Genomic DNA, 25337 nt, shown 5'->3' with positions numbered 1-25337 from the left:
GAGTTGCCTCCGGGTCACGACCACAGTCCTACCGGATCCCACTCCGCGCAGAGTGAAGAACTCAGAAGCTGATCACGACATCACACAGTCCCTAGTACCAGCGGTTGGCCTGCCAGAACGACCACGCGCCACACGGGCTGTCGTAGCGCTCGTTCATGTAGTTCAGGCCCCACTTGATCTGGGTGGCCGGGTTGGTCTGCCAGTCGGCGCCGGCCGACGACATCTTCGAACCCGGGAGGGCCTGGACGAGGCCGTAGGCACCCGAGGAGGGGTTGGTCGCGCGGTAGTTCCAGCCGGACTCGTGGTCCACGATGTTGCTGAAGCACTGGAACTGGTCGCCCGGGATCATCTGGCGGGCCATCGCCTTGACGTCGGAGATGGAGTACGAACCCTGGGCGGCGAAGCTCGTCGCGTCGCGCACCGAGGAACGGTTGGCGCGCTCCTCGGCTTCCTTGCGCTCCTGCTCCGCCTTGTCGGCGGCCTTCTTCTTCGCCTCGGCGTCCTTGGCGGCCTGGAGACGGGCCGCTTCCTCCGCGGACTTCTTCGCGACCGAGTCGGCGGCGGCGGCCTGGGCGTCGGCCTGCTCCGAGAGCGAGGAGACCTGTACCTGGGCCTGCTCGCCCACGGGAATGTCCGCGAGCAGCGTGGTGTCGGCGGCGGTGGCCTCGAAGTTGTCGTCCGCGGGCTGGGTGCTGCCCGACGCAACGCCGACGACGGCGCCGACGGTGGTGACCGCAGTGGCCGAAGCCACCGCGAATCCCCGGACCGAGATCCGGCTCACACGGTTTCCTTCCAGCATCGCCCACACAGGTGACCACGTGGGCGAAATCGTGCCCCTGGCGCTGGTCTTCGAACTGCTGGGTCACTGAAGACACGGGCCCGTGGTGCTGTGGGCGGCATACGGCGGACGGTTGTTGAGTTGTGTGGTGCCGCACCCCTGAGGGTGCACGTGTGCCGTATGCGGGGCCTGACGGAAGCAAGACTCTGCCGGACGGTGACGCCGCAAGGCAATTCCGAGTTGCGTGTGAAAGCTCACACCTCTTCCACCCCAGGGGTTTTGGCCGATAAGGGGGACAGCGCGGCGCCGCCCGGCTAAGCTCCTCAGCTTTGCCGGGCGGCGCCAACTGCCGTACCCCCACGAGGGGGTACGAAACGGTCAGATCTGTCCGTCCTCCAGCATTTCGGTCACGAGCGCGGCGATCTGGGAACGCTCGGAGCGGGTGAGCGTGACATGGGCGAAGAGCGGATGGCCCTTCAGCTTCTCGACCACGGCGACGACTCCGTCGTAGCGGCCGACCCGGAGGTTGTCGCGCTGGGCGACGTCATGGGTCAGGACGACCCGGGAATTCGACCCGATCCGGGACAGAACGGTCAGCAGGACGTTCCGCTCCAGGGACTGGGCCTCGTCGACGATCACGAAGGCGTCATGGAGGGAGCGGCCCCGGATGTGGGTGAGCGGCAGGACCTCCAGCATGCCGCGACCGAGCACCTCCTCGATGACGTCCCGGCTCGCCACCGCCGAGAGGGTGTCGAAGACCGCCTGCGCCCACGGGCTCATCTTCTCGGCCTCGCTGCCGGGCAGATAGCCGAGCTCCTGGCCGCCGACCGCGTACAGCGGACGGAAGACCATCACCTTCTGGTGCTGACGGCGCTCCAGGACCGCCTCCAGGCCCGCGCAGAGCGCCAGCGCCGACTTGCCGGTGCCGGCCCGGCCGCCCATGGAGATGATGCCGACGTCCGGGTCGAGGAGCAGGTCGAGGGCGATCCGCTGCTCGGCGCTGCGGCCTCTGATCCCGAAGACCTCCCGCTCGCCGCGGACCAGGCGGACGTTCCCGTCGGGCGTGACCCGGCCGAGCGCCTTTCCCCGCTCGGACTGCAGCACCAGGCCCGTGTGCACCGGAAGCTCGGCGGCCTCCGGGACGTACAGCGTCTCCTGGTCGAAGAGGATGTCCACCTGGTCGGCCCCGAGGGCCAGCTCGGACATTCCGGTCCAGCCGGAGTCCGTGACGGCGAGTTCGGCGCGGTACTCCTCCGCGAGGAGGCCGACCGAGGACGCCTTGATACGCAGCGGCAGGTCCTTGGAGACGACCGTGACGTCGTACCCCTCCGCCTGGAGATTGCGCGCGACCGCCAGGATCCGTGTGTCGTTGTCCCCCAGCCGGTAGCCGGCCGGAAGCACGCCGGGGTCGGAATGGTTGAGTTCGACACGCAGCGTGCCGCCCAGGTCCCCGATGGGGAGCGGGGCGTCCAGGCGTCCGTACCGGACCCGGAAGTCGTCCAGGAGGCGCAGGGCCGCCCGGGCGAAGTAGCCGAGCTCGGGGTGGTGCCGTTTGGCCTCCAACTCGGTGACCACGACGATCGGGAGCACGACCTCGTGCTCGTCGAAGCGGGACACGGCGTTGGGGTCGGCCAGCAGGACGCTGGTGTCGAGAACATAGGTGCGCCTGTCGGACAAGCGGCGCTTAGTGCTGGTCACCACGGAAGGACAGACCCCCTTCGAAGACCCCTATGAGGTCGGGGCGCGACGGAACCTGTGTCGCTGCGGGATGGGACCGGGCTCTGGCCACGAAACGCGGGCCGAGCGCCGGCCCCCCGCCTCGTCCGTACACGTCCTGCACGGTCGTCCTGGTGCAACGGGCCTCCCGGGTGGCGGTCTCCGTGCCGCTCACTCTGCAAGGGATATGCCCTCGAACGGCCGCCGCCATGCCATGGCATATGACGACGCGTTCATGAACGCGAGATGACCTCTTCGGCCGGGGCCCGCGGGGTTCCGTGAGGGGGTGCGTCAGGTTCCGTAACGCCGGTGGCGGGCGGCGTAGTCGCGCAGCGCCCGCAGGAAGTCGACCTTGCGGAACGCGGGCCAGTGGACCTCGCAGAAGTAGTACTCCGAGTGGGCGCTCTGCCACAGCATGAAACCGGACAGGCGCTGCTCACCGCTGGTACGGATCACCAGGTCGGGGTCGGGCTGGCCGCGGGTGTACAGGTGCTCGGAGATGTGCTCGACGTCGACGATCTCGGCGAGCTCCTCGAAGCTCGTGCCCTTCTCCGCGTGTTCGAGGAGCAGGGAGCGGACCGCGTCCGCGATCTCCTGGCGGCCGCCGTAGCCCACGGCCACGTTCACGAGTATCCCCGTGTTGTCGTGGGTGGACTGCTCCGCTTCCTTCAGTACGGACTGGGTGCGGGCGGGCAGCAGATCCAGGGTGCCGACGTGGTGGACCCGCCAGCGGCCGTCGGCCGCGAGGGAGCGCACGGCGTTCTCGATGATGCCGAGCAGCGGTACGAGCTGCTCCTCGGGCCGGTTCAGGTTGTCGGTGGAGAGCATCCAGAGCGTGACGACCTCGACGTCGGTCTCGGCGCACCAGCCGAGCAGCTCCTGGATCTTGTCCGCGCCGGCCTTGTGCCCCTGCTCGGGAGTCCCGCCGGACGCCTTGGCCCAGCGACGGTTGCCGTCGAGGATGACGCCGATGTGCTTGGGCACCTGGGCGTGGTCGAGGCGGCCTTCCACCCGGCGTGCGTAGAGCCCGTACACCAGGTCGCGCAGGTTCACTGTTCTTAACCCCTCCATGCCGCGTCGGTCCCCGAAGCCGCCACATTACTGCGCAGGGGTCAATGGCACCCAGCCCGGGACTGTCACAAGTCCGTGATAAGCAGAGATACGTGACTGACTCCCCCTTGTACCGCGCCTCGGCCGACCGCTACGACCACATGGAATACCGCCGCACGGGTCGCAGCGGGCTCAGGCTTCCGGCCGTCTCGCTGGGCCTGTGGCACAACTTCGGCGACGACCGCACGCTCGACTCGCAGCGGGCGATCCTGCGCCGCGCCTTCGACCTCGGCGTCACCCATTTCGACCTGGCGAACAACTACGGCCCGCCGCCCGGCTCGGCCGAGCTGAACTTCGGGAAGATCTTCGCCCAGGACTTCGCGGCCTACCGGGACGAGCTGATCGTGTCGACGAAGGCCGGTTATCTGATGCACCCCGGCCCGTACGGCGAGTGGGGCTCTCGCAAGTACCTGATGTCGTCGCTCGACGCCTCCCTGAAGCGGATGGGTCTCGACTACGTCGACATCTTCTACTCCCACCGCTTCGACCCGCACACCCCGCTGGAGGAGACGATGGGGGCGCTGGCCTCCGCCGTCCGCCAGGGCAAGGCGCTGTACGTCGGCGTCTCCTCGTACACCAGCGAGCAGACCGCCGAGGCCGCCGGGATCCTGAAGGAGATGGGCGTCCCCGCCCTCATCCACCAGCCGTCGTACTCGATGATCAACCGCTGGACCGAGGCGGACGGTCTCCTCGACACGCTGGAGGCGGCCGGCATGGGCTGCATCTCCTTCGTGCCGCTGGCCCAGGGGCTGCTCACGAACAAGTACCTGCGGGGCGTGCCGGAGGGGTCGCGGGCCACGCAGGGCAAGTCCCTCGACCCGAACCTGCTCTCCGACGACGTGCTGCGGCGGCTGCGCGGTCTCGCGGACATCGCCGAGCGCCGGGGCCAGACCCTGGCGCAGCTGGCGCTGTCGTGGGTGCTGCGCGACGAGCGGATGACCTCCGCGCTGATCGGCGCGTCCAGCGTCGGGCAGCTGGAGGAGAACGTGGCCGCGCTGTCCGGTCCGCCGCTGACGGCCAAGGAGCTCGAGGAGATCGACTCGTTCGCGGTGGACACCGCCGGCACGAACATCTGGGCCGGACGGGGCTGAGTCCCGCGGCCGGCGGGGGGCCGAGGCGCCCCGTCGGGCGGGCCGGAGCCGGAGACAGAAAACGGGCCGGTCCGTGGGGGGGGTTACGGACCGGCCCGAGGGGGGGTTTCCACCATAACCCTTCGTAAGTCGTGGTGGGTGCCACCCGGAGCCGACGGATCGGCCAGGAGCCGTCACAACCCAGGCGCGGCACGGGTCGTGCGGCGCGGTGGCGGGTTTACGCCCCGGCGTGGCGGCGGTTTCCGTACCTCCCAAGAGGGACCCCTGGGGCCGGGCGCCGGGTTGACGTCCGAGAGGGGAAAGCAGGGCGGGGACGGGCTACGGCGGGGGAAGGGGTCCGGCCGGGGGACGGGCTCGGGCGGGGAAGGGGTTCGGCCGGGGGGCGGCTGAGGGCGGTGGAGGGGTGCCGGTCAGGCGGCCTGCTGGGCCTTGCGGGCGAGGATCTCGGCCATGAAGCGGTCGCCCCACTCGCCCAGCGGCAGCAGCGCCGTGTTGAGCGCCTCGCCCAGCTCCGTCAGCGAGTACTCCACCCGGGGCGGAACCTCCCGGTGGACCTCGCGGTGGACGATGCCGTCCGCCTCCAGCTCGCGCAGCTGCTGGATCAGCACCTTCTCGCTGACGCCGGAGACCTGCCGCCGAAGCTCCCCGAAGCGGGTCGTGCCGTGGGCGTGCAGCGCCCACAGGATCAGCGGCTTCCATTTCCCGCCGACGACGTCCACGGCCGCGTCGAGCCCGCAGTCGTACTCCGTCTTGCCCTTGGCCATCGCCAACTCCTCTTTTCGTCACGACTGTTCGGGTCAAGGCGGACAGCCCGTGACCTATTCCGCATCTACCGTCGGTCCATGACCACGACCTCCTCATCCGTCACGTGGGCCCGGGCCGACGCCCGCAGGATCCGCCGCCAGTTCCTCGACGAGCGCACGGACGCCCCGCCGGCGGCCGTCGCTTCCGCGATGCTCGGCGCGCACGCCCAGGTCCTGTCGGCCGCCGAGCTGTCCCTGGCGCTGCGGACGGCCGACGCCACCCGTGCGGACGTGCGGGCCGCGCTGTGGGAGGACCGCTCACTGATCAAGACGTACGGCCCGCGCGGCACGGTGCACCTGCTGCCCGCCGCCGACCTTCCCATGTGGACGGGGGCGCTCTCCGCGATCCCGGCCGGGCCGCAGCAGCAGCCCCCGGCCGTACGGATGACGGAGGCGCAGACGGACGAGGTCGTGGCGGCGATCGGGGACGCGCTCGCGGGGGCGGAGCTGACCGTGGACGAGCTGACGGACGCGATCGTGGCGCGTGTCGGGCCGTGGGCGGGTGAACGGGTGATGGACGCGTTCCAGGACAAGTGGCCGCGCTGGCGCCAGACGACCCACACGGCCGCCCACCGCGGAGTCCTCTGCTTCGGGCCGAACCGGGGGCGCAACGTCACGTACACCAGCCCGGAGGTACGGCCCGACGAGGGGACGCGGGCGCTCGGCGCACTGGTGGAGCGGTACCTGTACGCGTACGGACCGGCGACCCCGCAGCACTTCGCGAAGTGGCTGGCGGCCCCGGCCGGGTGGGCCTCCGCGCTCTTCACCACGCTGGCCGGGCAGGGCCGGATCGAGGAGATCCCCTTCGAGTCGGCGGCGGCCTGGGTCGTCGCCGGGGACACCGGTTTCCCCGCCGAACCAGCGCGGGGCGTGCGGCTGCTGCCCTACTTCGACGCCTTCGCCATCGCCTCCCAGCCGCGCGAACGGCTCTTCCCCGGCGCCGCCCGGGAACGGGCGCTCGCGCGAGGTCAGGCCGGGAACTTCCCGGTGCTGCTGGTCGACGGCACGGTCGCGGGCGTGTGGCACCAGCGGCGCTCGGGACGGCGGATCGCGGTCACGGTCGAGCCCTTGACTCCCCTGGGCGCGGCGCGCACGCGGGAGCTGGAGGCAGAGGCGGAGCGGGTGGCCGCGATCCTGGAGGCGACGGCGGAGCTGACCGTGGGGGCGGTGACGGTGGGCCCGCACGCGTGAGGCGTGCGGGCGCGGCACGGCGGGCGGGGCGTGGGCGGGGCGGAGGGAGGGGCGCCGCGGTCAGCGGGGTGCGGTGGTGCGGCGCAGGAGGGTGAGGCCGTCCCGCGCGGCCACGAGCCGGTAGCCGTACCTCTCCCGCGCGGCCGCCAGCTCCGCCTCCTGCTGTTCGAGCGGATAGGGCCAGTGCCCCACCTTGTAGGGCCACGCCTCCGGCGCCCGGGCGTCGTGGAGGATCCATTCGGTGGTGGGGGCGGGGAAGTCCTTCCGGTCGTACGCGTACAGCTTGCTGTCCACCGGGAAGGTCGGGAAGACGACGACCGTGCACCGTGCGGTGAGCTGCGGGACCAGCCTGTTGGAGGCGGCGACGGTCGCGCCGTCCGGGATCCTCGCGAGGAGCTCGCGGGCGGCCTCGATGTGGGGGGTGGTGCGCCAGGTGGCCCGCTGGGCGAGCTGGGCCAGGGGGAAGGACGGGATCATCACCACCGTCACGGCGAGCACGGTGGCGAGCGAGGCGCGGACGTGCCGGGCGGCGAGCGGATGGCCGTCGCGGCGCCACGCGGCGAGGGCGTCGATCAGGCCGGCGAGCACGATCGGCATGAGGATCGCGCTGTAGTGGAAGGCGGTGCCCCAGTGGAAGCCGTTGTCGGAGACCATCCGCCAGGCGAGGGTCGGTACGGCGATCAGCGAGAGCGGTGAGCGCAGGGCGAGCAGCGCGGACGGGGCGAAGACCAGGATCAGGGTCATCGCCTTGATGTCGGGGCGCAGGGCGTCGAGCGGGGCGTGGGCGAGCGTGGAGAGCAGCGAGCCGTAGCCGTCGGAGAGGTTGTCACCGTGGGCGTAGCCGCCGCCGGGGTTGAACGCGGGCAGCAGGAGCTTGATCTCGATCAGGGAGCCGAGCAGGCCGCCGGCGGCGGTGAGGCAGCCGAGCCGGCGGGGACCCTTGAGCGCGATGTACACGCCGACGGCGGCGAGGGTGAGGCCCAGGTCCTCCTTGATGAGCAGCAGCGGCGCGGCCCAGGCGACCGCGGCGCCCCACCGCCGTCGGCCGAGCGCCTCCAGGCTGAAGGCGAGCAGGGGTACGGCGAGGGCCACCTCGTGGAAGTCGAAGGCGGCGGCCGAGGCGATGCCCCAGCTCAGGCCGTAGCCGGCGGCGACGACGTGGGCGGCCCGGGGGCCGAGCGCGCGGACGGCCCAGCGAGCGAGGGGGACGACGGCGAGGGCGAGCAGGGCGGACTGGGCGATCAGCAGACAGACGGGTGAGGGCCAGAGGCGGTAGAGGGGGGCGAGGGCGGCGAGCAGGGGGTGGAAGTGGTCGCCGAGGATGTTGAAATCCTCGCCGCGCAGGGGGACGACGGGCGCGCGCAGTTCGGCGTAGGCGCGGACGGCCTGCTCGAAGATGCCGAGGTCGTAGCCGGTCGTACGGAGGAGGGCGTGCCGGCGCACGGCGACGGTCGCGTAGAGGAGGCAGAGACCCGCGGCCCACGCCCAGGGAAGAAGGGCGGACGCTCCCGCGGGGAGGAGGGCGGACGCCCTCCGGGGCAGTCGGAGGGCCGCCGGGACCACCTGAATGTTTTTGTCGGTATATGCCCGCATATGACGGGATGCTAGGGCGCGATCGTCAGGGGGTGGCGGAGAGCGCGCCGAGGAGCAGTCCGAGCAGCGCGCCGCCGAGCATGAAGGGGCCGAACGGGATGGCGGTCCCGCGGCCGCCGCGCCGGCCAAGGATCAGACCGACCCCGTACAGCGCTCCGAGGAGGAAGCCCGCGAAGGCGCCGGCGAAGAGGACACCCCAGCCGTACCAGCCGAGGGCGGCGCCGAGGGAGACCGCGAGCTTCACGTCGCCGAACCCCATGCCCTTCGGGTTGACCAGGAACAGCACCAGATAGCCGCCGCCCAGGGCGAGCACGCCGAGAAGGGCGTGCGGCCAGGATCCGGCGTCGTACGGGAGGAGGGCGGCGCCGCCCAGGAGCAGCGGCGTGCCGACGGCGAGGGGAAGCGTGAGCCTGTCGGGCAGCCGGTGCACGCGCACGTCGACGCTCGCCAGGATCACGCCGAGCGGCGCGTACAGCAGCCAGACGCCCAGTTCGGGCCGGGGCCCGGTGGCGGCGGCGAGGCCGGCGCAGACGAGGGCGGTGAGGACGGCGGGCGCGGCTCCGGCCTGGACGCGCGGGGCGGCCGGGTGCCCTTCGGTCGCGCACGTACGGCAGCCGGGGGCGCCGAGCCGGCCGCCCGCGGGGCCGGCGGAGGCATGCCCGGCCGGGCAGCCGTCACGCCGGCCCTCCCCCGGCGCGACCGACAGGCGGTACGCGGCGCGGGGCACGAGCAGCCCGGTGGCGGCACCCCACAGGGCGGCGACGGCGATCAGGGTGGCGAACACGGTCCCGACCCTAGGGTCGGGGTGCCGCTACCGTCTCCCCCATGGGGAAATGGCGTGACGGCACGGGGACGTTGAGGGTCTCGGGCGGGGGCCCGGGAGGGGGCCTCGGCGGCGGTCGGGGCGAGGATCAGACGGGCTCGGACCGGCGTCCGGGCGGTGGCCCGGAGACGGGCTCGGACCGGGGCCCAGGCAAGAGTCCGGAGACGGGCTCGGACCGGGGCCCAGGCAAGAGTCCGGAGACGGGCTCGGAGGGGGGCCCGGGAGGGGCGATACCGCTGGAGATCGCGGCCTCCTACCGGGCGCGGCGGCGTGGTCTGCTCGGGCGGGACGGGATCGTGGGGGCGCTCCTCATCACCCCGACCAACAGCGTGCACACCTTCGGCATGCGCTTCCCCATCGACGTGGCCTACCTGGACCGCTCCCTGCGCGTCATCGACGTCGTGACGATGAGGCCGGGGCGGCTCGGCATGATCCGGCCGCGCGGCCGGCACGTCCTGGAGGCGGAGGCCGGCGCGATGGCGGCCTGGGGAGTGCGGCGGGGCGTGCGGGTCACGGCGGTCCCGAACCCAGGAGCGTGAAGGCGCCGTAGCCGGCCGAGGCGAGCGCGAGGCCGGCCAGGACGAGGACCCGGTGGCGCACCCGGAGCCGTACCAGCGCCACCGCCGCCGGGAGCAGCAGACCGAACGCCGGCATCATCAGGCGCGGCCGGGAGCCGAAGTACGCCGCTCCGACGAGGGAGATGACGACGACGGCGATCGTGTACACGAGCAGGGGCAGCGGCTGCCTCTGCCGTACGCACAGGACCACCAGCCAGGCGAGCAGGCCGAGGGCCGCGCACAGGCCGAGGGCGGCCAGGGGCGGCAGACCCCAGATGAAGCGGGCGAGGGCGACCCCGCCGTCGATGGAGTTGCCCCAGGCCGCCTGGACGTCGAAGTAGGCGGTGGTGCTGCCCTCCCGCACGCCGACGTAGACGACGTACGCGAGCCAGCCCAGGGGCGCGAGCAGCGCGCCGGCCGCCACGCGCGCGTGCGGGCGGCGGTCGCGTACGACGGTGGCGAGGGCCGTGATCCCGATGGCGGCGACGAGCGCGGCGGCCGTCGGGCGGGTGAGCCCGGCGAGCGCGCACAGGGCGCCGGCCAGGATCCAGCGCTCGCGCAGGACGGCGTGGAGCGACCAGGCCGCGAGCGCGGTGAAGAGGGTTTCCGTGTACGCCATCGACTGGACGAAGGCGGTCGGGTAGACGCCCCACAGCACGGCGAGGACGGTCCCGGCGGGCCGGCCGGCGACGTGCGTGCCGACGGCGTAGATGCCCCAGGCGGCGGCGAGGGAAGCCGTCCAGGAGACGAGCAGTCCCGCGGTGGCGGCGTCGACGGGCAGGACCGCGGACAGGAACCGTTCGAGCAGGGGGAGGAGCGGGAAGAAGGCCAGGTCGGAATGGACGCTGCCGTTCGGGAGCGTCACCTGGTGGCCGTACCCCTGCTCGGCGATCCGGACGTACCAGACCGAGTCCCAGCGTCCGCTCAGCCGGTGCAGCCCGTCCTCGCCGGTCACGGCGGCGGCCAGCGCGAGGACCGCGAGGCCGACGAGGCGGGTGGCGGCGTAGCCGCCGAGGGCGGGCCACGGGACGGCCGTGCGGACGGACCGCCGCGGGGCGGTGGGCTGGGCTGGGGACATGCGGTCGATTATGTCCGGGCCGCGCCTGGCCCCCGGCGCCGCGTGCGCCTCGGGGGGTGCCAGGGCGTGCCACGGGGTGTCAGCCGCCGGGCCGTATCCTGCCGAACCTCGCCGCCATGACGGGGCCCAGTTCCCGGACGATGGCGTAGCCCGGCTCGTGCGGGTACGGCAGGTCGTTGAGGAACGACGTGACGATGACCTCGTCGATCCCGAGGACACCGCGACCGCTCTGCTCCTCCAGGAAGTCCAGGGTGCGGCGCCAGGGGGCGGGTGGGCCGGAGGCGGGTGGGCCGGGGGCGGGTGGGCCGGGGGCGGACGGCGTGGGGGACGGCAGCCGAGGGGGCGGCGGTCCGAGGGTTGGTGGCTCGGGGCCGGGCGGCGCGGGGGCGGGCTGCGTGGGGGCGGGCTGCGGTCCGATGGCGGGCGGCGCGGGGGCGGCCGCCGCCTCGCCGAGGTAGGACCGGACGGTGCCCTGCACGACGTCCCAGAAGAACACGTGCGGCAGCACGACGCCCTGGCTGAAGACGTGGGACTCGAACGCGTCACGGAACTCGGGGATCCGGGCGACGAGATCACTGACCAGTTGCACGCTCGGGGTTGTCGTCGTCATCACGTACAGGATGGGGCACGTGACGGGGAGTTATCCACAGGGGGTGCGAACAATCCTCCTTCCGGGGATCGTTGGGGCGGGAAGGTGCCGGAGGGTTCCGGAAGGAAAGGGGGCGTGGGTCGTGGAGGACTTGGTGCGGGCGGTGCCTCTCCGCCCACCCCACCGCCGGTCTCCCCGGCGCGGCCCGGGCCCGTCGGCACCTCCCCCTGACCACCCCGGCCGCCGGCTCCCCCGCCGAGACGATCGCCCGCCTCCGCATGCACGACGCGGACCTCCACCCGGAGCCCCAGCCCCTGCTGCACACCCCCGCGGGCCGGCCCTTGCGCCCCGACTTCCTCTTCCGCGAGGCGGGCCTGGTCGTCGAGATCGAGGGCTACGCCTTCCACGGCACCCGCCATGCCCACGCCCGCGACATCGACCGCTTCAACGCCCTGGCCGATTGCCCGGCGGTGCGGCGCATCCTGCGCTTCACGGCCCTGGACGTCTTCCACCACCCGGGACGCATGATCGCGAGAATCCGGTCGGCGCTGGCGAGACGGTCGTCGGACGACCGAGCCGAGGGGTGAGCGTCAGCCTCCGGTCGTGCGGGGGAAGGAGATCTCCACGCGACGGTTCTTGGTGCGGCCTTCCTCGGTGCTGTTGTCGGCGATCGGGTAGTCCTCGCTGTATCCGCGGATGTCGAACGTCATCCCCGGGTCCAGGCTCTTGGCCAGCTCCTGCTGCACGGCGTTCGCCCGCTCCTTGGAGAGCTTCACCCCGTGCTGGTACGTACCGAGGTTGTCGGTGAACCCGAAGACGCGGACCTTGCGGGAGTCCTGCTTGTTGATCTCGGCGGCGATGGCGGCGATCCGCGCACTGGCGGCGCTGCTGAGCTTGGCACTGTCCTTGCCGAAGAGCACCTCCGCCTGCAGCGCGAAGGTGACGTCCACGTTGGTGTCCTCCCGCCGCTGCTCGCCGCCCTCCTCCTCGACGATCTGCTTGATGTCGAGCACCTTGGCGGGCGCGAGGGTGGCTCCGTCGGGAAGCATCAGCTCGGGCGAGTTCGCGTCGATGGGGGGCGGCGGAGAGGCGCTGGACGTCGAGTTGGGCGGATCGTCGGCGAGGGCGGGGGCGCCGGGGAGGAGGATCAGAAGAAGGGTGGCGGCGGCGAGGGGGGCGGCGAGGCGGCGGGGATTCGTCATGGCAGCGGCGTCCATCAGGAGAGTTTGATGGTGCCGGGTTCGAAGGTGGGGAGCTGGAAGGAGACCTCAGCCGTCCCTGCGGGGGGAGCTGGGAACTGCATGAAAACGGCGATCGAGCGGCCGGCTCCCAGCCCAGGCATCCCAGTGGTGGTCAACGGCCGACCGTCGGTGTCCCGCAGTACGTAATAGCGCTTCTTCCCGACGGAGTCGACCAGGGTCGCACCACCCAGGGAGTTGCCGTGCTTGACCACCTCGGTCTCGTCTCCCGCCGTCTGCGCGGGGATGGCAGTCGCGGAGTCCGACGTATTCGTCAGCCGTCCTTTGATCGTCAGGAATCCACCAGCGTCCCGTTCGGCCACATTGATGGAAAGCTCCAACCCCTTCTGCCCTTTCAGGGCGGCCAGTACTTCTGTCGGCTCCTGCGTCTGCGTCTCCTTGCTGCTGCCGCTGGCCTGCGGCGTGGCGGAGCCAGCGGGAGGCTTGTCGTCCTTCGCCTTCTCTTCGCCCCCGCATCCGGTTGCGAGTAGGGGTAGTCCGACCGCAAGGACTACAGCGGCGAAACCTCTCCGGGTCTTCCTCGCGTGCCGAACACTCATGAATCGCGGTCCTTTACTCGTCACTCGTAGATCAGTCGGCCAGTCGAACAGTGAACAGGTCAGCGGCGCTTGGCAGACGCGGCCGCAGCGGGTCGATCTCCCAGGGTTCGCCTGCACAACTCAATCCCGTGATCGGGTCGGGGTCGGTCGGCGTGGGAACCGGAGTCGGCTCGGGCGGCTCGGGCCGTGGGGGCGGCTCCGGCGGCGGCTCGGGAGCTTCGAAGGTGCAGCGTGGTTCGATGACCGCCTTGGCAGTCGCCACCGCATGCTGCTGCTCCGTGCCCGGTACGACGGATTCTCCCACGGCCTGGAGAGTGCGCACTCGCACGCTGAAGCCCTCTGCACCCGTCGCCAGACGCTCACAGCCACTGCCCCAGAGCATCGCGTCGTTCTTGGCGGCAAAGGAGGCAGCTCGTCGGCAGGCACTGCCTTGCAGGTAGTGCCTGCCGTCGAGAAAGTCAGTCCATCGGGTGGGGTCTGTGATGACTTCGAGCCAACCGTCTCGCAGCTGATCCCTCGCGTCCTGGGCCGCAGCGAGCGCGGCCGCATCGGCTGCGGTCTGGGCACCGTTCCGCGTTGCCGCGGCCTGGCCGACTGCGAAGTACACGAATGCGAGAAGGAGTAGTCCTGCCACGACGGTGATGTAGATGGGGAATGCCTGCCCCAGCTCAGCCCGCCCGCCCTGCAGGGCTACTCGCCACCGCCCCCGGTCAGTTCGGTGATCTTCTGGGAGATGGCGGTCTTGATGGACTGGCCGATGTCCGTGCCGGTGATCGCGATCACGATCGCCACCACCACCACGATGATCCCCAGGTACTCCACCGCCGTCTGCCCCCGGTCCTTCGACGCCTCTCGCGCCCAAGTCCCCATCTGCACCTTGGCCTTCGTCACGGCCTTCAGCATGACGTCGCTCATGGTGGTCCCCTCCGGATCCGTACATCACCGCGCCGATTCCGCCCCGCTCACCGTACGCGACCGGGTCGTGACCCGCACAGGGTCCGGGGGCCCAAAGGCGGGCCCGGGTCATGAGGTGGTCCTGGTGCCGAGCCAGGCGGCTATCGCCTCGCTTCTCGTCGTGCTGCGGAGCTTGGCGAAGATGCGGTTGATGTGGTTCTTGACCGTCTTCTCGCTGATGAAGCAGGTGTCGGCGATCTGGCGGTTGTTCATGCCCGACGCGATCAAGTCCATCACCTCCCCCTCCCTCCGGCTCAGTCCGAAGCATGACACATCGCGTTGCACCTGCGAAGTAAAATCGCCAAATTGCGATTGCCATGGGGTTCTTACCCGCTCCATGGCATGTGCAGTCGCACCCGCATCCATGTCCCGCACCACCCCCAGCACCGCGTTCGCCGCCGTCGGCGTGAAGTGGGCCCGGCCGTCCTTCACGTCACGGACCGCCGTCACCAGTTCCTCCACCGTGAACTCCCCGTGCACCAGGTAGCCCCCCGCCCCCAGCCTCAGGGCCTCCCGCACCACCGCGCTCTCGCCGCTGTACGTCAGCATCAGGACCGGGGCCAGGCGCGTCAGGTAGGGCAGGGCGGTGAGGCCGTCCATGCCCGGCATGCGGACGTCGAGGAGGACCACGTCCGGGCGGTGGCGTTCCGTCGCCTCCACGGCGGCGCGGCCGTCCGGGGCCTCGGCCACCACCTGGAGGTCGGGGCGGCAGGACAGCAGGGAGGTCAGTCCGGCGCGCACGACCGGGTTGTCGTCGGCCACCAGTACCGTCAGGGTCATCGCGTCGCACCCCCGACCGGAAGGCCGACCGGAAGCTCCAGACGTACCTCCGTGCCCGTCGCCGCGCCGCCCTTGCCGATCCTGATCCGGGCTCCGACGCCGGCCGCCCGTTCGACCATCCCCACCAGGCCGAAGTGGCCCGTCCGGCGCAGGTCGTCCAGGGTCGTGCCCGGCGGCAGGCCGGGGCCGTCGTCCCGCACGCTGATGCGGAGCAGGCCCGCGACGACCCCGGCCGAGACGTCCACCCGGGTCGGACGGGCGTGGCGCTCCGCGTTCTCCATCGCCTCCGACGCGATCGTGAGGAGCTGGCGGGCCACGGCGTACGGCACGGGCGGTACGGCACCCTCGCCGACGCCCCGGAAGGCCGCCTCGATGCCCGAGCGGCGGGCGAAGTCGCCTACGCGGTGGCGCAGTTCCGCCGCGACGTCCACGCCCGCTCCGCCACCGTGCGGCCCGCCCCCGTACGACTGTCTGCGCAGGTCGGCCAGGAGTTCGCGTGACTCGGCGGCCGCGCGGCGCGCCGCGCGGGCGACCAGGGGCGCCTGGGACCTGACGGCCCGCGGGTCCTCCGTCGCCGCCAGGCCGTCGGCGGCGAGCGCCAGGCCGTGCAGGGTCTTGGCCACGGAGTCGTGCATCTCGCGGGCGAGCCGGGCGCGTTCCTCCTCCACCGCCTGGGCCGCGGCGAGACGGGTCCGGGCCTCGGTGAGCGCCTGGGTGGCCGAGCCGAAGCGGAGCAGCAGGTTCCGGAGGGTGACGCCCCACGCGCCGGTGATGACGCAGAGCCCCGGCAGGAGCATCGCCTCGCCGAGTGAGGTGTCCAGGTGCCGCGGGTCGGCGGCGTGGATCGCGAACAGGATCAGTGACTGGAGGCAGGCGAAGAAGGCGGCTCCGCGCCAGCCGTAGACGAGCCCGGCGAGCAGCGGGGTGCAGACGCTGACGTAGCCGAGAGTGCTCTGGGGGCCGGCCGTGACGAGCAGCAGCGCGCCGAAGAGGGTGTCCGCCGCCAGGAGGGAGGGGTGGGCGAGGAGCAGGGGGCCGAACCGCTCCCAGTCCCTGAACAGCACGTACGAGACCATGAACGTCACCAGGACGGCGGCTCCGACGAGCTTCTGGGCGAGCCCGGGAGCGGCGTTGAGGAGGGCGGCCGGGGTCGCCAGGGCGATCATCGCCAGCCGGAAGCCGAAGACCTGGCGGGAGAGGGCCTGGAGGGCGTTCACCTGGAGGTCCACGGCCCCGGCGCCGGAGCCCGTGGTGCCGGCCACAGCGCCCTCGGCGCCACCGAGAGGCATCGCCGCCTCACTCCCCCGTGACCGAGCCGAAGTCGGTGCCCGTCCCGAGGAACAGGCCCGCCCCCAGCAGGATCATCGTCGCCGGAACCATCAGGGTCGTGATCACCATGGTCGCCTTGGGGACCGCCTTGGCCGCCTTCCTCCGGGCGTTCTGGGCATCGGTCCTGCGCATGTCGTTGGCGATCTGGATCAGGGTGTCGACGATCGGCGCGCCCAGTTCCTCGCCCTGCTGGAGCGCGGTGACGAACTGGGCGACCTGCTCCGAGTCGTTGCGGCGGCGCAGTTCGTCGAAGGCCTGGCGGCGGCTGACGCCCATGTCCATCTGGCGCAGGGTGATGCGCAGTTCGTCCGCCCAGGGGCCTTCGTACTTGTCCGCCACCCGGTCGAGCGCCTGCCGGAAGCCGAGGCCGGCGCTGACGACGACGGCGAGGACGTCGAGGAAGTCGGGCAGGGTCCGTTCGATCTGGTCCTTGCGGATGCGGATGGCCGACCAGATGCCGACCTCGGTCCAGAAGACGCCGAACGCGAAGAGGAGCAGGGCGACGAGGACGTCTCCGTTGGAGAGCATGACCAGGCCGCCGAGCCCGCCGAGGAAGCCGTAGACGGCGCGCCTGGCGCCGTACCGGTCGATGGTGAGACCGCCGGGGTTGCCCGCCAGGTCGATCCGGCGCCTGACCTGGTTGACGCGTTTGGGTCCCATCAGGCGCAGGACGGCCGGGGAGTAGCGCATGCCGAGCCGGTCCACGACGGAGTCGACGGCTCCGGTGCGGGTGGAGCCGACCTCCAGGGCGAGCTGGAGGTCGTCGGGGAGCCGGGCGTCGGCGCGGTAGAGGCGGATGCCGTAGAGGATTCCGGCGACGGAGAGGCCGGCGGCGAGGGCGAGCAGCAGGTCCATGACGTGTCTCCAGCCCCTCAGACGTCGATCTTCGAGAAGCGGCGGATGACGGCGAAGCCGAGGACGTACAGGCCGAAGGCGAGGACGACGGCGAACTGGCCGAGGCCGGAGCCGGTCATCCGGTCGAGCGCTCCCGGCTGCATGTTGTCGATCAGGAGCAGGGAGCCGATGCCGATGACCGGTACGGCGTAGGCGGTCATGCTGACCTGCGAGAGCTGGGTACGGACCTCGCGCCGGGTCTCCTTGCGTTCTTCCAGGGTCTCGGTGAGGTTGCGCAGCGAGGCGACGACGGTGCCGCCGGCCTTGTTGGCGAGGACGAGGGTGGTGACGAGGACGACGAGTTCGCGGGAGGGCAGCCGCTGGGCGAGTTCTCCGAGGGCGTCGTCGACGGAGGTGCCGACGGCGAGCTGCTGGGCGACCTTCTCCAGTTCGTCGCCCGCCGGTGCCTCCATCTCGTCGGCGGCCATGCTGAGCGCCATCCGCAGGGCGAGTCCGGCCTCGGTGGCGTTGGCGAGGATGCGGGAGAGTTCGGGAAGCTGGTTGATGAACTTCTCGATGCGCTTCTGCCGCTGCCAGTCGAGGAAGCCCAGGGCGACCCACACACCGAGGAAACCGCAGATCGGTCCGAAGAACGGGGACAGCAGGGACTGTCCGGCGATCCACAGCACGGTCACGGTGGCCGCCATGGCGGCGACGAACTCGCCGGGGGTCAGGTCGAGGCCGGTGGCCGCGATCCGCAGGTCGAGGCCGCGTCCGAAGCGGGTCCGCCGCAGACGCCGGTCGAGGGCCCGGAAGCGGCGCCTGCGGCGGCCGGTCCGTTCCGGTTCGCCGGTCTGGGAGAGCCGGGCGACCAGGGCGGCTCGCTGGGCGGCCCCGCTCGCGTACAGCTGCGTGCCGATTACGCCGAGGACGCAGCAGAGCACCGCGACGCCGATCGTCAGCAGGGTCGGATTCATCGTTCGTCGCCTCTCCTACTTCGCTTCCCGGGTCGCGAGCTGCTCGTCCGACGCGGCCACGCCGTAGGCCTGCGGGATGGGCTGGCCGGCGAGGTAGAGCCGTTCGGCGACCCGGCGCGGCAGGGGGTGGTAGGTGAACTCGCCGTGCACCCGTCCGTCGGCCGCGAGCGGCTGGGCGCGGAACCGGCAGACGGTGGCGAGGGTGAACCGTTCGCGTCCGTGGGAGGCGAGGATGGCGATCTCGGTGATGCGGCGGGTGCCGTCGGCGTGGCGGGTGAGCTGCACCAGGACGTCGACGGCGCTGTTGATCTGGTCCCGGAGCGCCTCGAAGGGGACCTTCACCTCCGACATGGAGGCGAGGGTCTGGAGCCGCATGAGGGCGTCCTCGGCGGAGTTGGCGTGGACGGTGGCGAGTGAGCCGTCGTGGCCGGTGGACATCGCCTGGAGCATGTCGAGCGTCTCGCCGCCCCGGACCTCGCCGACGATGATGCGGTCGGGGCGCATGCGCAGGGAATTGCGGACGAGGTCACGGATGCTGACCTGGCCACGGCCCTCGATGTTCGGGGGGCGGCTTTCCAGCCGGATGACGTGGGACTGCTGGAGCTGGAGCTCGGCCGAGTCCTCGATGGTGATGACGCGTTCGCCGTCGGGGATGAGTCCCGAGAGGGCGTTGAGGAGGGTGGTCTTCCCGGTGCCGGTCGCGCCGGAGACGATGATGTTGAACTTCGCCTGCACCAGACCGGCGAGCAGCAGCAGCATGTGCTCGTCGAGCGAGCCGAGGCCGATCATCTCGGTGAGGGTGTACGCGCGGGGGAAGCGGCGGATCGTCAGGGTCGCCCCGGTCAGGGACAGCGGCGGGATGATCACGTTGACGCGCTCGCCGGACGGCAGGCGGGCGTCGACCATCGGGTTCGACTCGTCGACCCGCCGGTTGACGGTGGAGACGATGCGCTCGATGGTCTGCATCAGCTGTTCGTGGGAGGCGAAGCGCAGGGGGAGGAGTTCGACCCGGCCGGCGCGCTCGACGAAGATCTGGTCGGGGCCGTTGACCATGATCTCGGTGATGGACGCGTCTTCGAGGAGCGGTTCGAGGACGCCGAGGCCGAGGGCTTCGTCGACGACGCGGCGGATCAGCTGGGCGCGTTCGGCGGTGGAGAGGACGGGACCCTCGCGGCTGATGATGTGCCCGAGGACGCGCTCCAGGCGGGCCCGGCGCTCGGCGGCGGCGAGCGCGGACATCTCGGTGAGGTCGATCTCCTCCAGGAGCTTGGCGCGGAAGGAGGCGACGAGGTGGCCGTCCTCCCTGGGTCCCGCGCCGTTGTCCTCGGGGGTGCTGATGCGGGCCCGCAGGCTCATGAGTCGTCCTCCTCGGACGCGGACATCGGCAGGGTCGCGGTCTTCGTGACGTTCCCGAAGTCCCAGAAGGGCACGACCGACGGGATGCTTACGGTCACCGTCGCCGTGACCTGGTCGGACCCCGCCGGTGCGGAGACGTCGCTGCGCTCGGCGATCCAGTCGCTCATCGCCGCCGCGCCGGCCGCTTCCGGGTCGAGGGTGGTGTCGTCGTGCGAGGCCGCGCGGGCGGCGGCCCGGGCGCCCGTCCCCGCCTGCTGGGCGGCGTACGCGGCGATGCCGAGCTGGATGCCTGCGAGGGCGACGAGGAGCAGGATGGGGAGGAAGCCGAGGTACTCGACGGCGACCTGGCCCCGGTCCCGCTGCCCGCGAGGGAGCCTTCCGAGGCCCTGGACCGGCCCTTGGTCCGGTCCATGGTCCGGCCCCTGCCCTTGGTCCTGGTGCACGCCCTGGCCATGGCCCGCATGCAAGCCCCGGCCCTGGCCCTGGTTCCAGCCCTGGACCGGCCCTTGCCCCCCACACAAGCCCCGCCCCCGGCCCCCGCCCCCACTGCTCATGACCCGTCCCTCTCTTCCCGTACGGCTCCGGCCTCGCCGCGCACCGTGAAGGGGAAGCTGATCGGCCCGGGAAACAGCACCGGAACGCGCAGTCCGACCTCGGCGTGGACCATGCCGCCCGACTCCAGCGGGCAGCTGACGGACGCGCCGGACGCCCACGCGCCGTCCAGGTGCCGCATCGCGGCCCCCTGGCAGTCACCGCCCACGGCCGCCTCCCGGGCCGCCTCGTCGGCGGCGTTCCCGGCGAGCGTGAAGGTGTAGCCGACCAGGACGCACTGCCACAGCAGCACGAGCGTGAGCAGGATCAGCGGGACCATGCCGAGGAACTCGACAGCCACCTGCCCCCGGTCGTCGTCCCGGTACGACGTCGGCACGGCTCAGCGCCCCTTCCCGCGGCCGCGCCGCAGGCCCGTCGGCCCTCGGTCCCCGGCCCGGCCCGCGGCCCGGTCGCTGCCGCGCGCCACCCGCGCGAGCTGCTTTCCCGCACCCGTACCGCTTCCCGTACCGCCGCTCTGGTCGGGCGCCGCCACCAGACCCAGCTCCCCGGCCAGCGACCACAGCGCCTGCTTCACCGTCGAGCGGGCGTCGAGTTCATGGAGGCGGCCGGCGTCGACGACGCCTTGGAGCTCCTTGAAGTGGGCGGGGACGACGACCCCGGCCATCCGGGTGCCGGTGATCTTCTGGATGAGGGCCGGCTGGATCTCGGTGGAGCGGGTGTAGCGGTTCACGAGGAGGGTGCTCTCCTCCGCCTTGCGGATCTGGAGCCGGTCCCACATCCGTACGATCCGCTTCGCCGCCCGCACCGCGACCACGTCCGGGGTGGTGACGAGGACGGCGGCGTCCGCCGTCTCGATGGCCACGGCGCCGGCGCCCGTGAGGTACGTGCCGCAGTCGACGACCACGACCTCGTAACGGGAGCGGAGGGCCCCGATGATCTGGCGGGCGGACCGGTCGGAGACCTCTTCGCCCCGTTCCCCCTCGGCGGGGGCGAGGAGCAGCGCGATGCCCGTCTCGTGGGTGTAGACGGCGTCCTGGAGGACGCGGGGCGAGATGTCGTCGACGGCCGCGAGGTCGGCGAGGGAGCGGCGGAACTGCACGTCGAGGTAGGAGCCGATGTCGCCGCCCTGGAGGTCCATGTCGACGAGGGCGACACTGCGGCCGGATGCGCGGGAGGCGAGGGCCAGCTGGACGGCCGTCACCGTGGTGCCGACCCCGCCCTTGGCGCCGCTGACGGTGACGACCGTGCCGCCGGGACCGGCGAACACGTCGGGTCCCGCGCCGAGGTGGCGCCGGACGCCCACGGACCACTGGGCGGCGGCGTGGACCCGGCTGGCCAGCTCCTCGTACCCGAGGGGGAGGGTGACCAGGCCACGGGCGCCGGAGTCCATGGCGGCCGAGAAGAGCACGGGGCTCGCGTCGGCGGTGATGAGGACGACGCCGACGGCGGGGAAGCGGAGGGCGACCTCGCGGATGAGTTCCAGGGCGGGGGCGGGACCGATGCGTTCGTGCACCAGGACGACTTCGGGCAGCTCGTCGAGGGATTCGGCGGCGAGCCGGGCGAGGGTGTCGACGAGGTGGGTGGAGTCGCCCACGGGCGCGGCCGGCTCGGCGTCGGGCAGCTGGCTGAGCAGCGTGATGACGGACCGGGCCGCGTCGGGGTCGCCGACGGCCGGCAGGATCCTGGTGGTCATACCGGCCTCACTTGTCCTTGTCGAGCGTGTAGGTGCGGTCGCCGGGCTTGACGGGGGGTTCGCCGCCGGGCGCGACCAGGGCGAGCCGTACGTGTTCGGCGAAGGACTCGGCGTAGGCGACGCGCTGGGTGTCGAGGGTGCTCAGGGCGAAGGTGATGGGCACGGCCTCGGTGGCGCGGTCGGCGCGTTCGTCGCGGCCGGCGTCGATCGGGGTGAGCTCGCCGACGTCGATGACCCGGGCGTTGCTGACGATGACCTTGGACTGGGCGGGCTGTCCGCCGCGTTCGCCGGCGAACGTGGCGTAGATGTTGACCGTGGCGCCGGGGGTGATCTTGCCGGCCACTCCGGTGGCGGCGTCGATCATGATGGCGATCTCCTGCTGGCCGGGCTGGAGTGCGGGGCGTTCCACGATCATGTCGCTCTGGAGGAGCGAGCCGGCCTTGAGCCCGGTCACGGCGATCCTCCCCTCGATGCGGGAGAGGTCGGTGACGGCATTGGCCGAAAGCCACCGCTTGGGCATGGAGATCTTCTGGAAGTGGGTGGGCGCGAGCGGGGTGTAGGGCGCCACGTCCTTCTTGACGCGGTACGCGGTCACCTCGGGCCCGACCTTGGAGTTCACGTCGCCTATCACCGAGAGGACGCCGGCGAACGCCCCCAGGGCGCACAGGACGGACAGCAGGAGGATGATGACGCCACGGCGCTGGCGGGAGTTCATTGCCGTACAACCTCGATCGGTGACATGTGACTCGGCGGACAGGGACCGTAGGACGGGCGGGGGCAGCGGGGCACGGGGCGCGTCACGGGACCCGGGCCGCGCGGGCGTGGTGCTCGGCGGTGGGCAGCGGGGCGGAACAGAAGCCGCAGCGGTCCCCGATGAGCTCCATCGCGCACCAGTGACAGGTCTCGCGCCGCACGGAGGCGACGAGTTGGTGCAGGACCGGCAGGTCCGGCAGATAGGCGGCGAACTCCACGAGCCGGCCGGTGCCCCACCAGCGGGGTGATTCGGCGGGGAGCGGCGCCTCCTGCACGCCCCGCACCTGCCATCGCGGTACGAGGGTGGTGGTCGGCCAGTCGCTCTGGAGCTGTCCCCGGGCCACGACCAGTTCGGTGACGAACTCGGGCCCCGGGGGCGGCGGTACGTCGGGGGCGATCCTGTCGAGGCGGGGCACCGGCCCGGCGAGCACGGCGAACTGCGCGCCCGGCATCCACCCCTTGACGTGGGACTTGAGGCTGACCGGCACGCGGTCGAGCTTGGCGACGGAGCCGAGGACGGCGCCGGCGTAGATGTAGTGGGCGAGCAGCCGGGCCGCGGAGGCGACGACGCCGGGGCTGAAGTCGCAGACGGAGAGCTGGCGCAGCTGGCGCGCGAGGACGGCGGTGCCGAGGGGTGGCAGGTCGGTCTTCACCAGGGCGATGCGGTCGCTCTCCAGGAGGGACCGGATCGCGTGCAGTCGGCGCCCGGTCGCGGCCGGCACGGAGGAGGGGCAGAGCACGACGACGTACCCGTACCGGTCGACCAGGAGCTGGAGTTCGGCGACGGCGGAGGAGAGCGGCTGGGTCTCGGGGGCGGGCAGGACGGCGGCGGCGGGCGTCCGGGGGTCGGTCGGTGGCAGCACCAGATCGGCGCTGGTGACCGCGATCGCTGTCGGCACGTCGAGCTCCCCGTCCACGTCACTCACTGCGTTCACCGCGTCACTGCTCAGCGCGGATGCCTCTGCACTGTATCCACGACTCCCGGGCTGGTGAACACACAATCCGCCAAGCGGCAGGGGATTTCCCGGGCCTTGAGAGGGGCCCGCGGTGGGCCCGGCCTGGGCCCGCCTCCGGGTCCGGATGCGGCCCCGGCGTGGGCCCCTGGACCCATGCACCCAACTTCCGTCCCCACCAGAGGTCTTGACAACTCAATTGGTCTGGACCAACTTGTTCCCTCAGCGGTGGCCACCGTTCCGTACCTCCACCTCCCACTCCCCGACCGGAGGCAGCTAGTGGACCGCACCACCACACGCTCGTACCGACGCAGAGCACTCGGCGGAGCGCTCGCGCTCGCCGTGGGCTCCGGGCTCGTCCTCGTCGGCGGCGCCGGCACCGCCCAGGCCGCGGACGTCAACGTCGCCAAGAACGCGGGCTTCGAGGCCGGGCTGACCAACTGGGCCTGTTCCGCCGGCAGCGGCGCGGCCGTCTCCTCCCCCGTGCGCACCGGAGCCGGGGCCCTCCAGGCCACCCCCGCCGGCCTCGACAACGCCAAGTGCACCCAGACCGTGACCGTGAAGCCGAACGCGACCTACACGCTGAGCGCCTGGGTGCGGGGCGGCTACGCCTACCTGGGCGCGGCCGGCACCGGCACCACGGACGTCTCCACCTGGACCCCCGACAGCGCTTCGTGGAAGCAGCTGACGACCACGTTCACCACCGGCGCGAGCACCACTTCCGTGCAGATCTACACCCACGGCTGGTACGGCACCGCCGCCTACCAGGTCGACGACGTGAGCGTCTTCGGCCCCGACGGGGGCGGCGGCACCGATCCCGACCCCGTCGTCCCGGCCACCCCGGCGGGCCTCGCCGCCGGTACGGCCACCTCGTCCTCCGTCGCCCTGAACTGGAACGCGGTCTCCGGGGCCACCGGCTACAACGTCTACCGCGGCGGCACCAAGGTGCTGTCGGTCGGCGGGACGTCGGCGACCGTCACCGGTCTCACCGCGAACACCTCGTACCAGTTCCAGGTCTCGGCCACGAACTCCGCGGGCGAGTCGGCCAAGTCGGCCACGGTGACCGCCAAGACGAACGGGACCACCGACCCGGGCCCCGGACCGGCCGTGCCCAAGCACGCCCTGACCGGCTACTGGCAGAACTTCAACAACGGCGCGACGGTGCAGAAGCTGCGGGACGTGCAGGCGCAGTACGACATCATCGCCGTCTCCTTCGCCGACTCGACCACGACGCCCGGCCAGATCGTCTTCAACCTCGACCCGGCCGTGGGCTACGCCTCCGTCGCCGACTTCAAGGCCGACATCGCCGCCAAGAAGGCCGCCGGCAAGTCGGTCATCATCTCGGTCGGCGGCGAGAAGGGGAACGTCACCATCAACAGTGACGCCTCAGCGACCGCCTTCGCGAACAGCGCGTACGCCCTGATGCAGGAGTACGGCTTCAACGGGGTCGACATCGACCTGGAGCACGGCATCAACTCGACGTACCTGACGAAGGCGCTGCGCCAGCTGTCCGCCAAGGCCGGCTCGTCGATGGTCCTGACGATGGCTCCGCAGACCATCGACATGCAGAACACCGGCACCGAGTACTTCAAGACCGCGCTCGCCGTGAAGGACATCCTCACGGTGGTGAACATGCAGTACTACAACAGCGGTTCGATGCTGGGCTGCGACGGCAAGGTCTACAGCCAGGGCTCGGTGGACTTCCTCACCGCGCTCGCCTGCATCCAGCTCCAGGGCGGTCTGGACGCCTCCCAGGTCGGCCTCGGGGTGCCCGCCTCGACCCGTGGCGCCGGCAGCGGCTACGTCGACCCGTCCGTCGTGAAGAACGCGCTGGACTGCCTGACCCGCGGCACCGGCTGCGGCACGTTCAAGCCCGCCCAGACCTGGCCGGCCCTGCGGGGCGCGATGACCTGGTCGACCAACTGGGACGCGACGGCCGGGAACGCCTGGTCGAACGCGGTCGGCCCGCACGTCCACAACCTGCCGTAACGCTCCTCGCTCCCCCGAGGACCATCTCCGGGCGCACCAC

General features: G+C 71.8%; 27 protein-coding genes. 5 read left to right on the top strand and 22 right to left on the bottom strand.

Going from position 1 to position 25337, the window contains the following annotated elements; genetic code table 11:
* Window positions 1–91: 91 nt before the first annotated feature.
* The 3 genes from ACZ68P_RS25995 to ACZ68P_RS25985 all read right to left on the bottom strand — a co-directional run bounded on the left by ACZ68P_RS25995 (window position 92) and on the right by ACZ68P_RS25985 (window position 3547).
* A complete protein-coding gene (locus ACZ68P_RS25995) occupies window positions 92–781 on the bottom strand; it encodes an aggregation-promoting factor C-terminal-like domain-containing protein (RefSeq protein WP_471010148.1) in 690 nt (229 codons plus the stop codon).
* A gap of 375 nt (window positions 782–1156) precedes the next feature.
* Window positions 1157–2479, bottom strand: coding sequence for a PhoH family protein (locus ACZ68P_RS25990; RefSeq protein WP_365714357.1), 1323 nt, complete (start codon window positions 2477–2479; stop codon window positions 1157–1159).
* A 306-nt stretch (window positions 2480–2785) separates the two neighbouring features.
* The gene (locus tag ACZ68P_RS25985; RefSeq protein WP_365714356.1) at window positions 2786–3547 is read right to left on the bottom strand and encodes an isoprenyl transferase; all 762 of its coding nucleotides are present in this window, start codon (window positions 3545–3547) and stop codon (window positions 2786–2788) included.
* A gap of 110 nt (window positions 3548–3657) precedes the next feature.
* Between ACZ68P_RS25985 and mgrA the strand changes: the two genes are divergently transcribed.
* Entirely contained in the window at window positions 3658–4695 is a 1038-nt protein-coding gene (mgrA, locus tag ACZ68P_RS25980) for an L-glyceraldehyde 3-phosphate reductase (RefSeq protein WP_471010146.1), read from the top strand.
* A 410-nt stretch (window positions 4696–5105) separates the two neighbouring features.
* On the opposite strand, the gene ACZ68P_RS25975 is transcribed toward mgrA, so the two are convergent.
* Window positions 5106–5459 (bottom strand): winged helix-turn-helix transcriptional regulator, encoded by a 354-nt coding sequence (locus tag ACZ68P_RS25975; RefSeq protein ID WP_471010144.1) that lies wholly within the window; start codon window positions 5457–5459, stop codon window positions 5106–5108.
* 78 nt (window positions 5460–5537) lie between these two features.
* Here ACZ68P_RS25975 and ACZ68P_RS25970 point away from each other — a divergent pair, with 78 nt between their 5' ends.
* Complete coding sequence (locus tag ACZ68P_RS25970; protein WP_471010141.1) at window positions 5538–6689, top strand: winged helix DNA-binding domain-containing protein; 1152 nt, start codon at window positions 5538–5540, stop codon at window positions 6687–6689.
* A gap of 60 nt (window positions 6690–6749) precedes the next feature.
* Here the strand turns inward: ACZ68P_RS25970 and ACZ68P_RS25965 are convergent, their stop codons facing one another.
* Together ACZ68P_RS25965 and ACZ68P_RS25960 are read right to left on the bottom strand one after the other, a co-directional pair.
* Entirely contained in the window at window positions 6750–8282 is a 1533-nt protein-coding gene (locus tag ACZ68P_RS25965) for a DUF2079 domain-containing protein (RefSeq protein ID WP_471010139.1), read from the bottom strand.
* A 25-nt stretch (window positions 8283–8307) separates the two neighbouring features.
* Window positions 8308–9066, bottom strand: a complete 759-nt coding sequence (locus ACZ68P_RS25960) for a prepilin peptidase (protein WP_471010136.1) — start codon at window positions 9064–9066, stop codon at window positions 8308–8310.
* 269 nt (window positions 9067–9335) lie between these two features.
* Between ACZ68P_RS25960 and ACZ68P_RS25955 the strand changes: the two genes are divergently transcribed.
* On the top strand, window positions 9336–9644 hold the full coding sequence (locus ACZ68P_RS25955; RefSeq protein WP_471010185.1) for a DUF192 domain-containing protein: 309 nt from the start codon (window positions 9336–9338) through the stop codon (window positions 9642–9644).
* Here the strand turns inward: ACZ68P_RS25955 and ACZ68P_RS25950 are convergent.
* Both ACZ68P_RS25950 and ACZ68P_RS25945 read right to left on the bottom strand, forming a co-directional pair.
* A complete protein-coding gene (locus ACZ68P_RS25950) occupies window positions 9616–10740 on the bottom strand; it encodes a hypothetical protein (RefSeq protein ID WP_471010134.1) in 1125 nt (374 codons plus the stop codon). The two genes, ACZ68P_RS25955 and ACZ68P_RS25950, sit on opposite strands and share 29 nt — an antisense overlap.
* Before the next feature lie 79 nt (window positions 10741–10819).
* Window positions 10820–11350: a hypothetical protein gene (locus ACZ68P_RS25945; RefSeq protein ID WP_471010133.1), complete on the bottom strand. Its 531-nt coding sequence runs from the start codon at window positions 11348–11350 to the stop codon at window positions 10820–10822.
* Window positions 11351–11607: 257 nt separating this feature from the next.
* On the opposite strand from ACZ68P_RS25945, the gene ACZ68P_RS25940 reads away from it, so the two are divergent.
* A complete protein-coding gene (locus ACZ68P_RS25940; protein WP_471010131.1) occupies window positions 11608–11916 on the top strand; it encodes a hypothetical protein in 309 nt (102 codons plus the stop codon).
* A gap of 3 nt (window positions 11917–11919) precedes the next feature.
* Here ACZ68P_RS25940 and ACZ68P_RS25935 read toward each other — a convergent pair whose 3' ends face one another.
* From ACZ68P_RS25935 to ACZ68P_RS25870, 14 genes are all read right to left on the bottom strand, one after another.
* Window positions 11920–12546, bottom strand: a complete 627-nt coding sequence (locus tag ACZ68P_RS25935; protein WP_471010129.1) for an OmpA family protein — start codon at window positions 12544–12546, stop codon at window positions 11920–11922.
* Window positions 12546–13127, bottom strand: a complete 582-nt coding sequence (locus ACZ68P_RS25930; protein ID WP_471010127.1) for a hypothetical protein — start codon at window positions 13125–13127, stop codon at window positions 12546–12548. Before ACZ68P_RS25930 ends, ACZ68P_RS25935 begins: the two co-directional genes overlap by 1 nt.
* Before the next feature lie 31 nt (window positions 13128–13158).
* Window positions 13159–13794: a pilus assembly protein TadG-related protein gene (locus ACZ68P_RS25925; RefSeq protein ID WP_471010183.1), complete on the bottom strand. Its 636-nt coding sequence runs from the start codon at window positions 13792–13794 to the stop codon at window positions 13159–13161.
* A gap of 23 nt (window positions 13795–13817) precedes the next feature.
* A complete protein-coding gene (locus ACZ68P_RS25920) occupies window positions 13818–14042 on the bottom strand; it encodes a Flp family type IVb pilin (protein ID WP_471010125.1) in 225 nt (74 codons plus the stop codon).
* 108 nt (window positions 14043–14150) lie between these two features.
* A complete protein-coding gene (locus ACZ68P_RS25915; protein ID WP_471010124.1) occupies window positions 14151–14861 on the bottom strand; it encodes a response regulator in 711 nt (236 codons plus the stop codon).
* Window positions 14858–16150: a sensor histidine kinase gene (locus ACZ68P_RS25910; RefSeq protein WP_471010121.1), complete on the bottom strand. Its 1293-nt coding sequence runs from the start codon at window positions 16148–16150 to the stop codon at window positions 14858–14860. Before ACZ68P_RS25910 ends, ACZ68P_RS25915 begins: the two co-directional genes overlap by 4 nt.
* 7 nt (window positions 16151–16157) lie before the next feature.
* On the bottom strand, window positions 16158–17045 hold the full coding sequence (locus tag ACZ68P_RS25905; protein ID WP_471010118.1) for a DUF5936 domain-containing protein: 888 nt from the start codon (window positions 17043–17045) through the stop codon (window positions 16158–16160).
* A gap of 17 nt (window positions 17046–17062) precedes the next feature.
* A complete protein-coding gene (locus ACZ68P_RS25900) occupies window positions 17063–18001 on the bottom strand; it encodes a type II secretion system F family protein (protein ID WP_471010116.1) in 939 nt (312 codons plus the stop codon).
* A gap of 15 nt (window positions 18002–18016) precedes the next feature.
* Complete coding sequence (locus tag ACZ68P_RS25895; RefSeq protein ID WP_471010115.1) at window positions 18017–19357, bottom strand: CpaF family protein; 1341 nt, start codon at window positions 19355–19357, stop codon at window positions 18017–18019.
* On the bottom strand, window positions 19354–19800 hold the full coding sequence (locus tag ACZ68P_RS25890) for a TadE family protein (protein WP_471010113.1): 447 nt from the start codon (window positions 19798–19800) through the stop codon (window positions 19354–19356). The genes ACZ68P_RS25895 and ACZ68P_RS25890 overlap by 4 nt, the downstream gene beginning before the upstream one ends.
* Before the next feature lie 107 nt (window positions 19801–19907).
* Window positions 19908–20228, bottom strand: coding sequence for a pilus assembly protein (locus tag ACZ68P_RS25885; protein WP_471010181.1), 321 nt, complete (start codon window positions 20226–20228; stop codon window positions 19908–19910).
* A gap of 60 nt (window positions 20229–20288) precedes the next feature.
* Entirely contained in the window at window positions 20289–21602 is a 1314-nt protein-coding gene (locus tag ACZ68P_RS25880) for an AAA family ATPase (protein ID WP_471010111.1), read from the bottom strand.
* A gap of 7 nt (window positions 21603–21609) precedes the next feature.
* Window positions 21610–22317 carry a Flp pilus assembly protein CpaB gene (gene cpaB / locus ACZ68P_RS25875; protein ID WP_471010110.1) on the bottom strand — a complete coding sequence of 236 codons (708 nt, stop codon included), beginning with the start codon at window positions 22315–22317 and terminating at the stop codon, window positions 21610–21612.
* An 82-nt stretch (window positions 22318–22399) separates the two neighbouring features.
* A complete protein-coding gene (locus ACZ68P_RS25870) occupies window positions 22400–23254 on the bottom strand; it encodes a hypothetical protein (RefSeq protein WP_471010179.1) in 855 nt (284 codons plus the stop codon).
* Window positions 23255–23587: 333 nt separating this feature from the next.
* Here ACZ68P_RS25870 and ACZ68P_RS25865 point away from each other — a divergent pair, with 333 nt between their 5' ends.
* The gene (locus ACZ68P_RS25865; protein WP_471010109.1) at window positions 23588–25297 is read left to right on the top strand and encodes a chitinase; all 1710 of its coding nucleotides are present in this window, start codon (window positions 23588–23590) and stop codon (window positions 25295–25297) included.
* Window positions 25298–25337: the final 40 nt, after the last annotated feature.

It is taken from the genome of Streptomyces sp. NPDC036822, assembly GCF_055609145.1.
The sequence above is the reverse complement of the archived record's forward strand: the minus strand, read 5'-3'. Positions and strand labels throughout refer to the sequence as shown.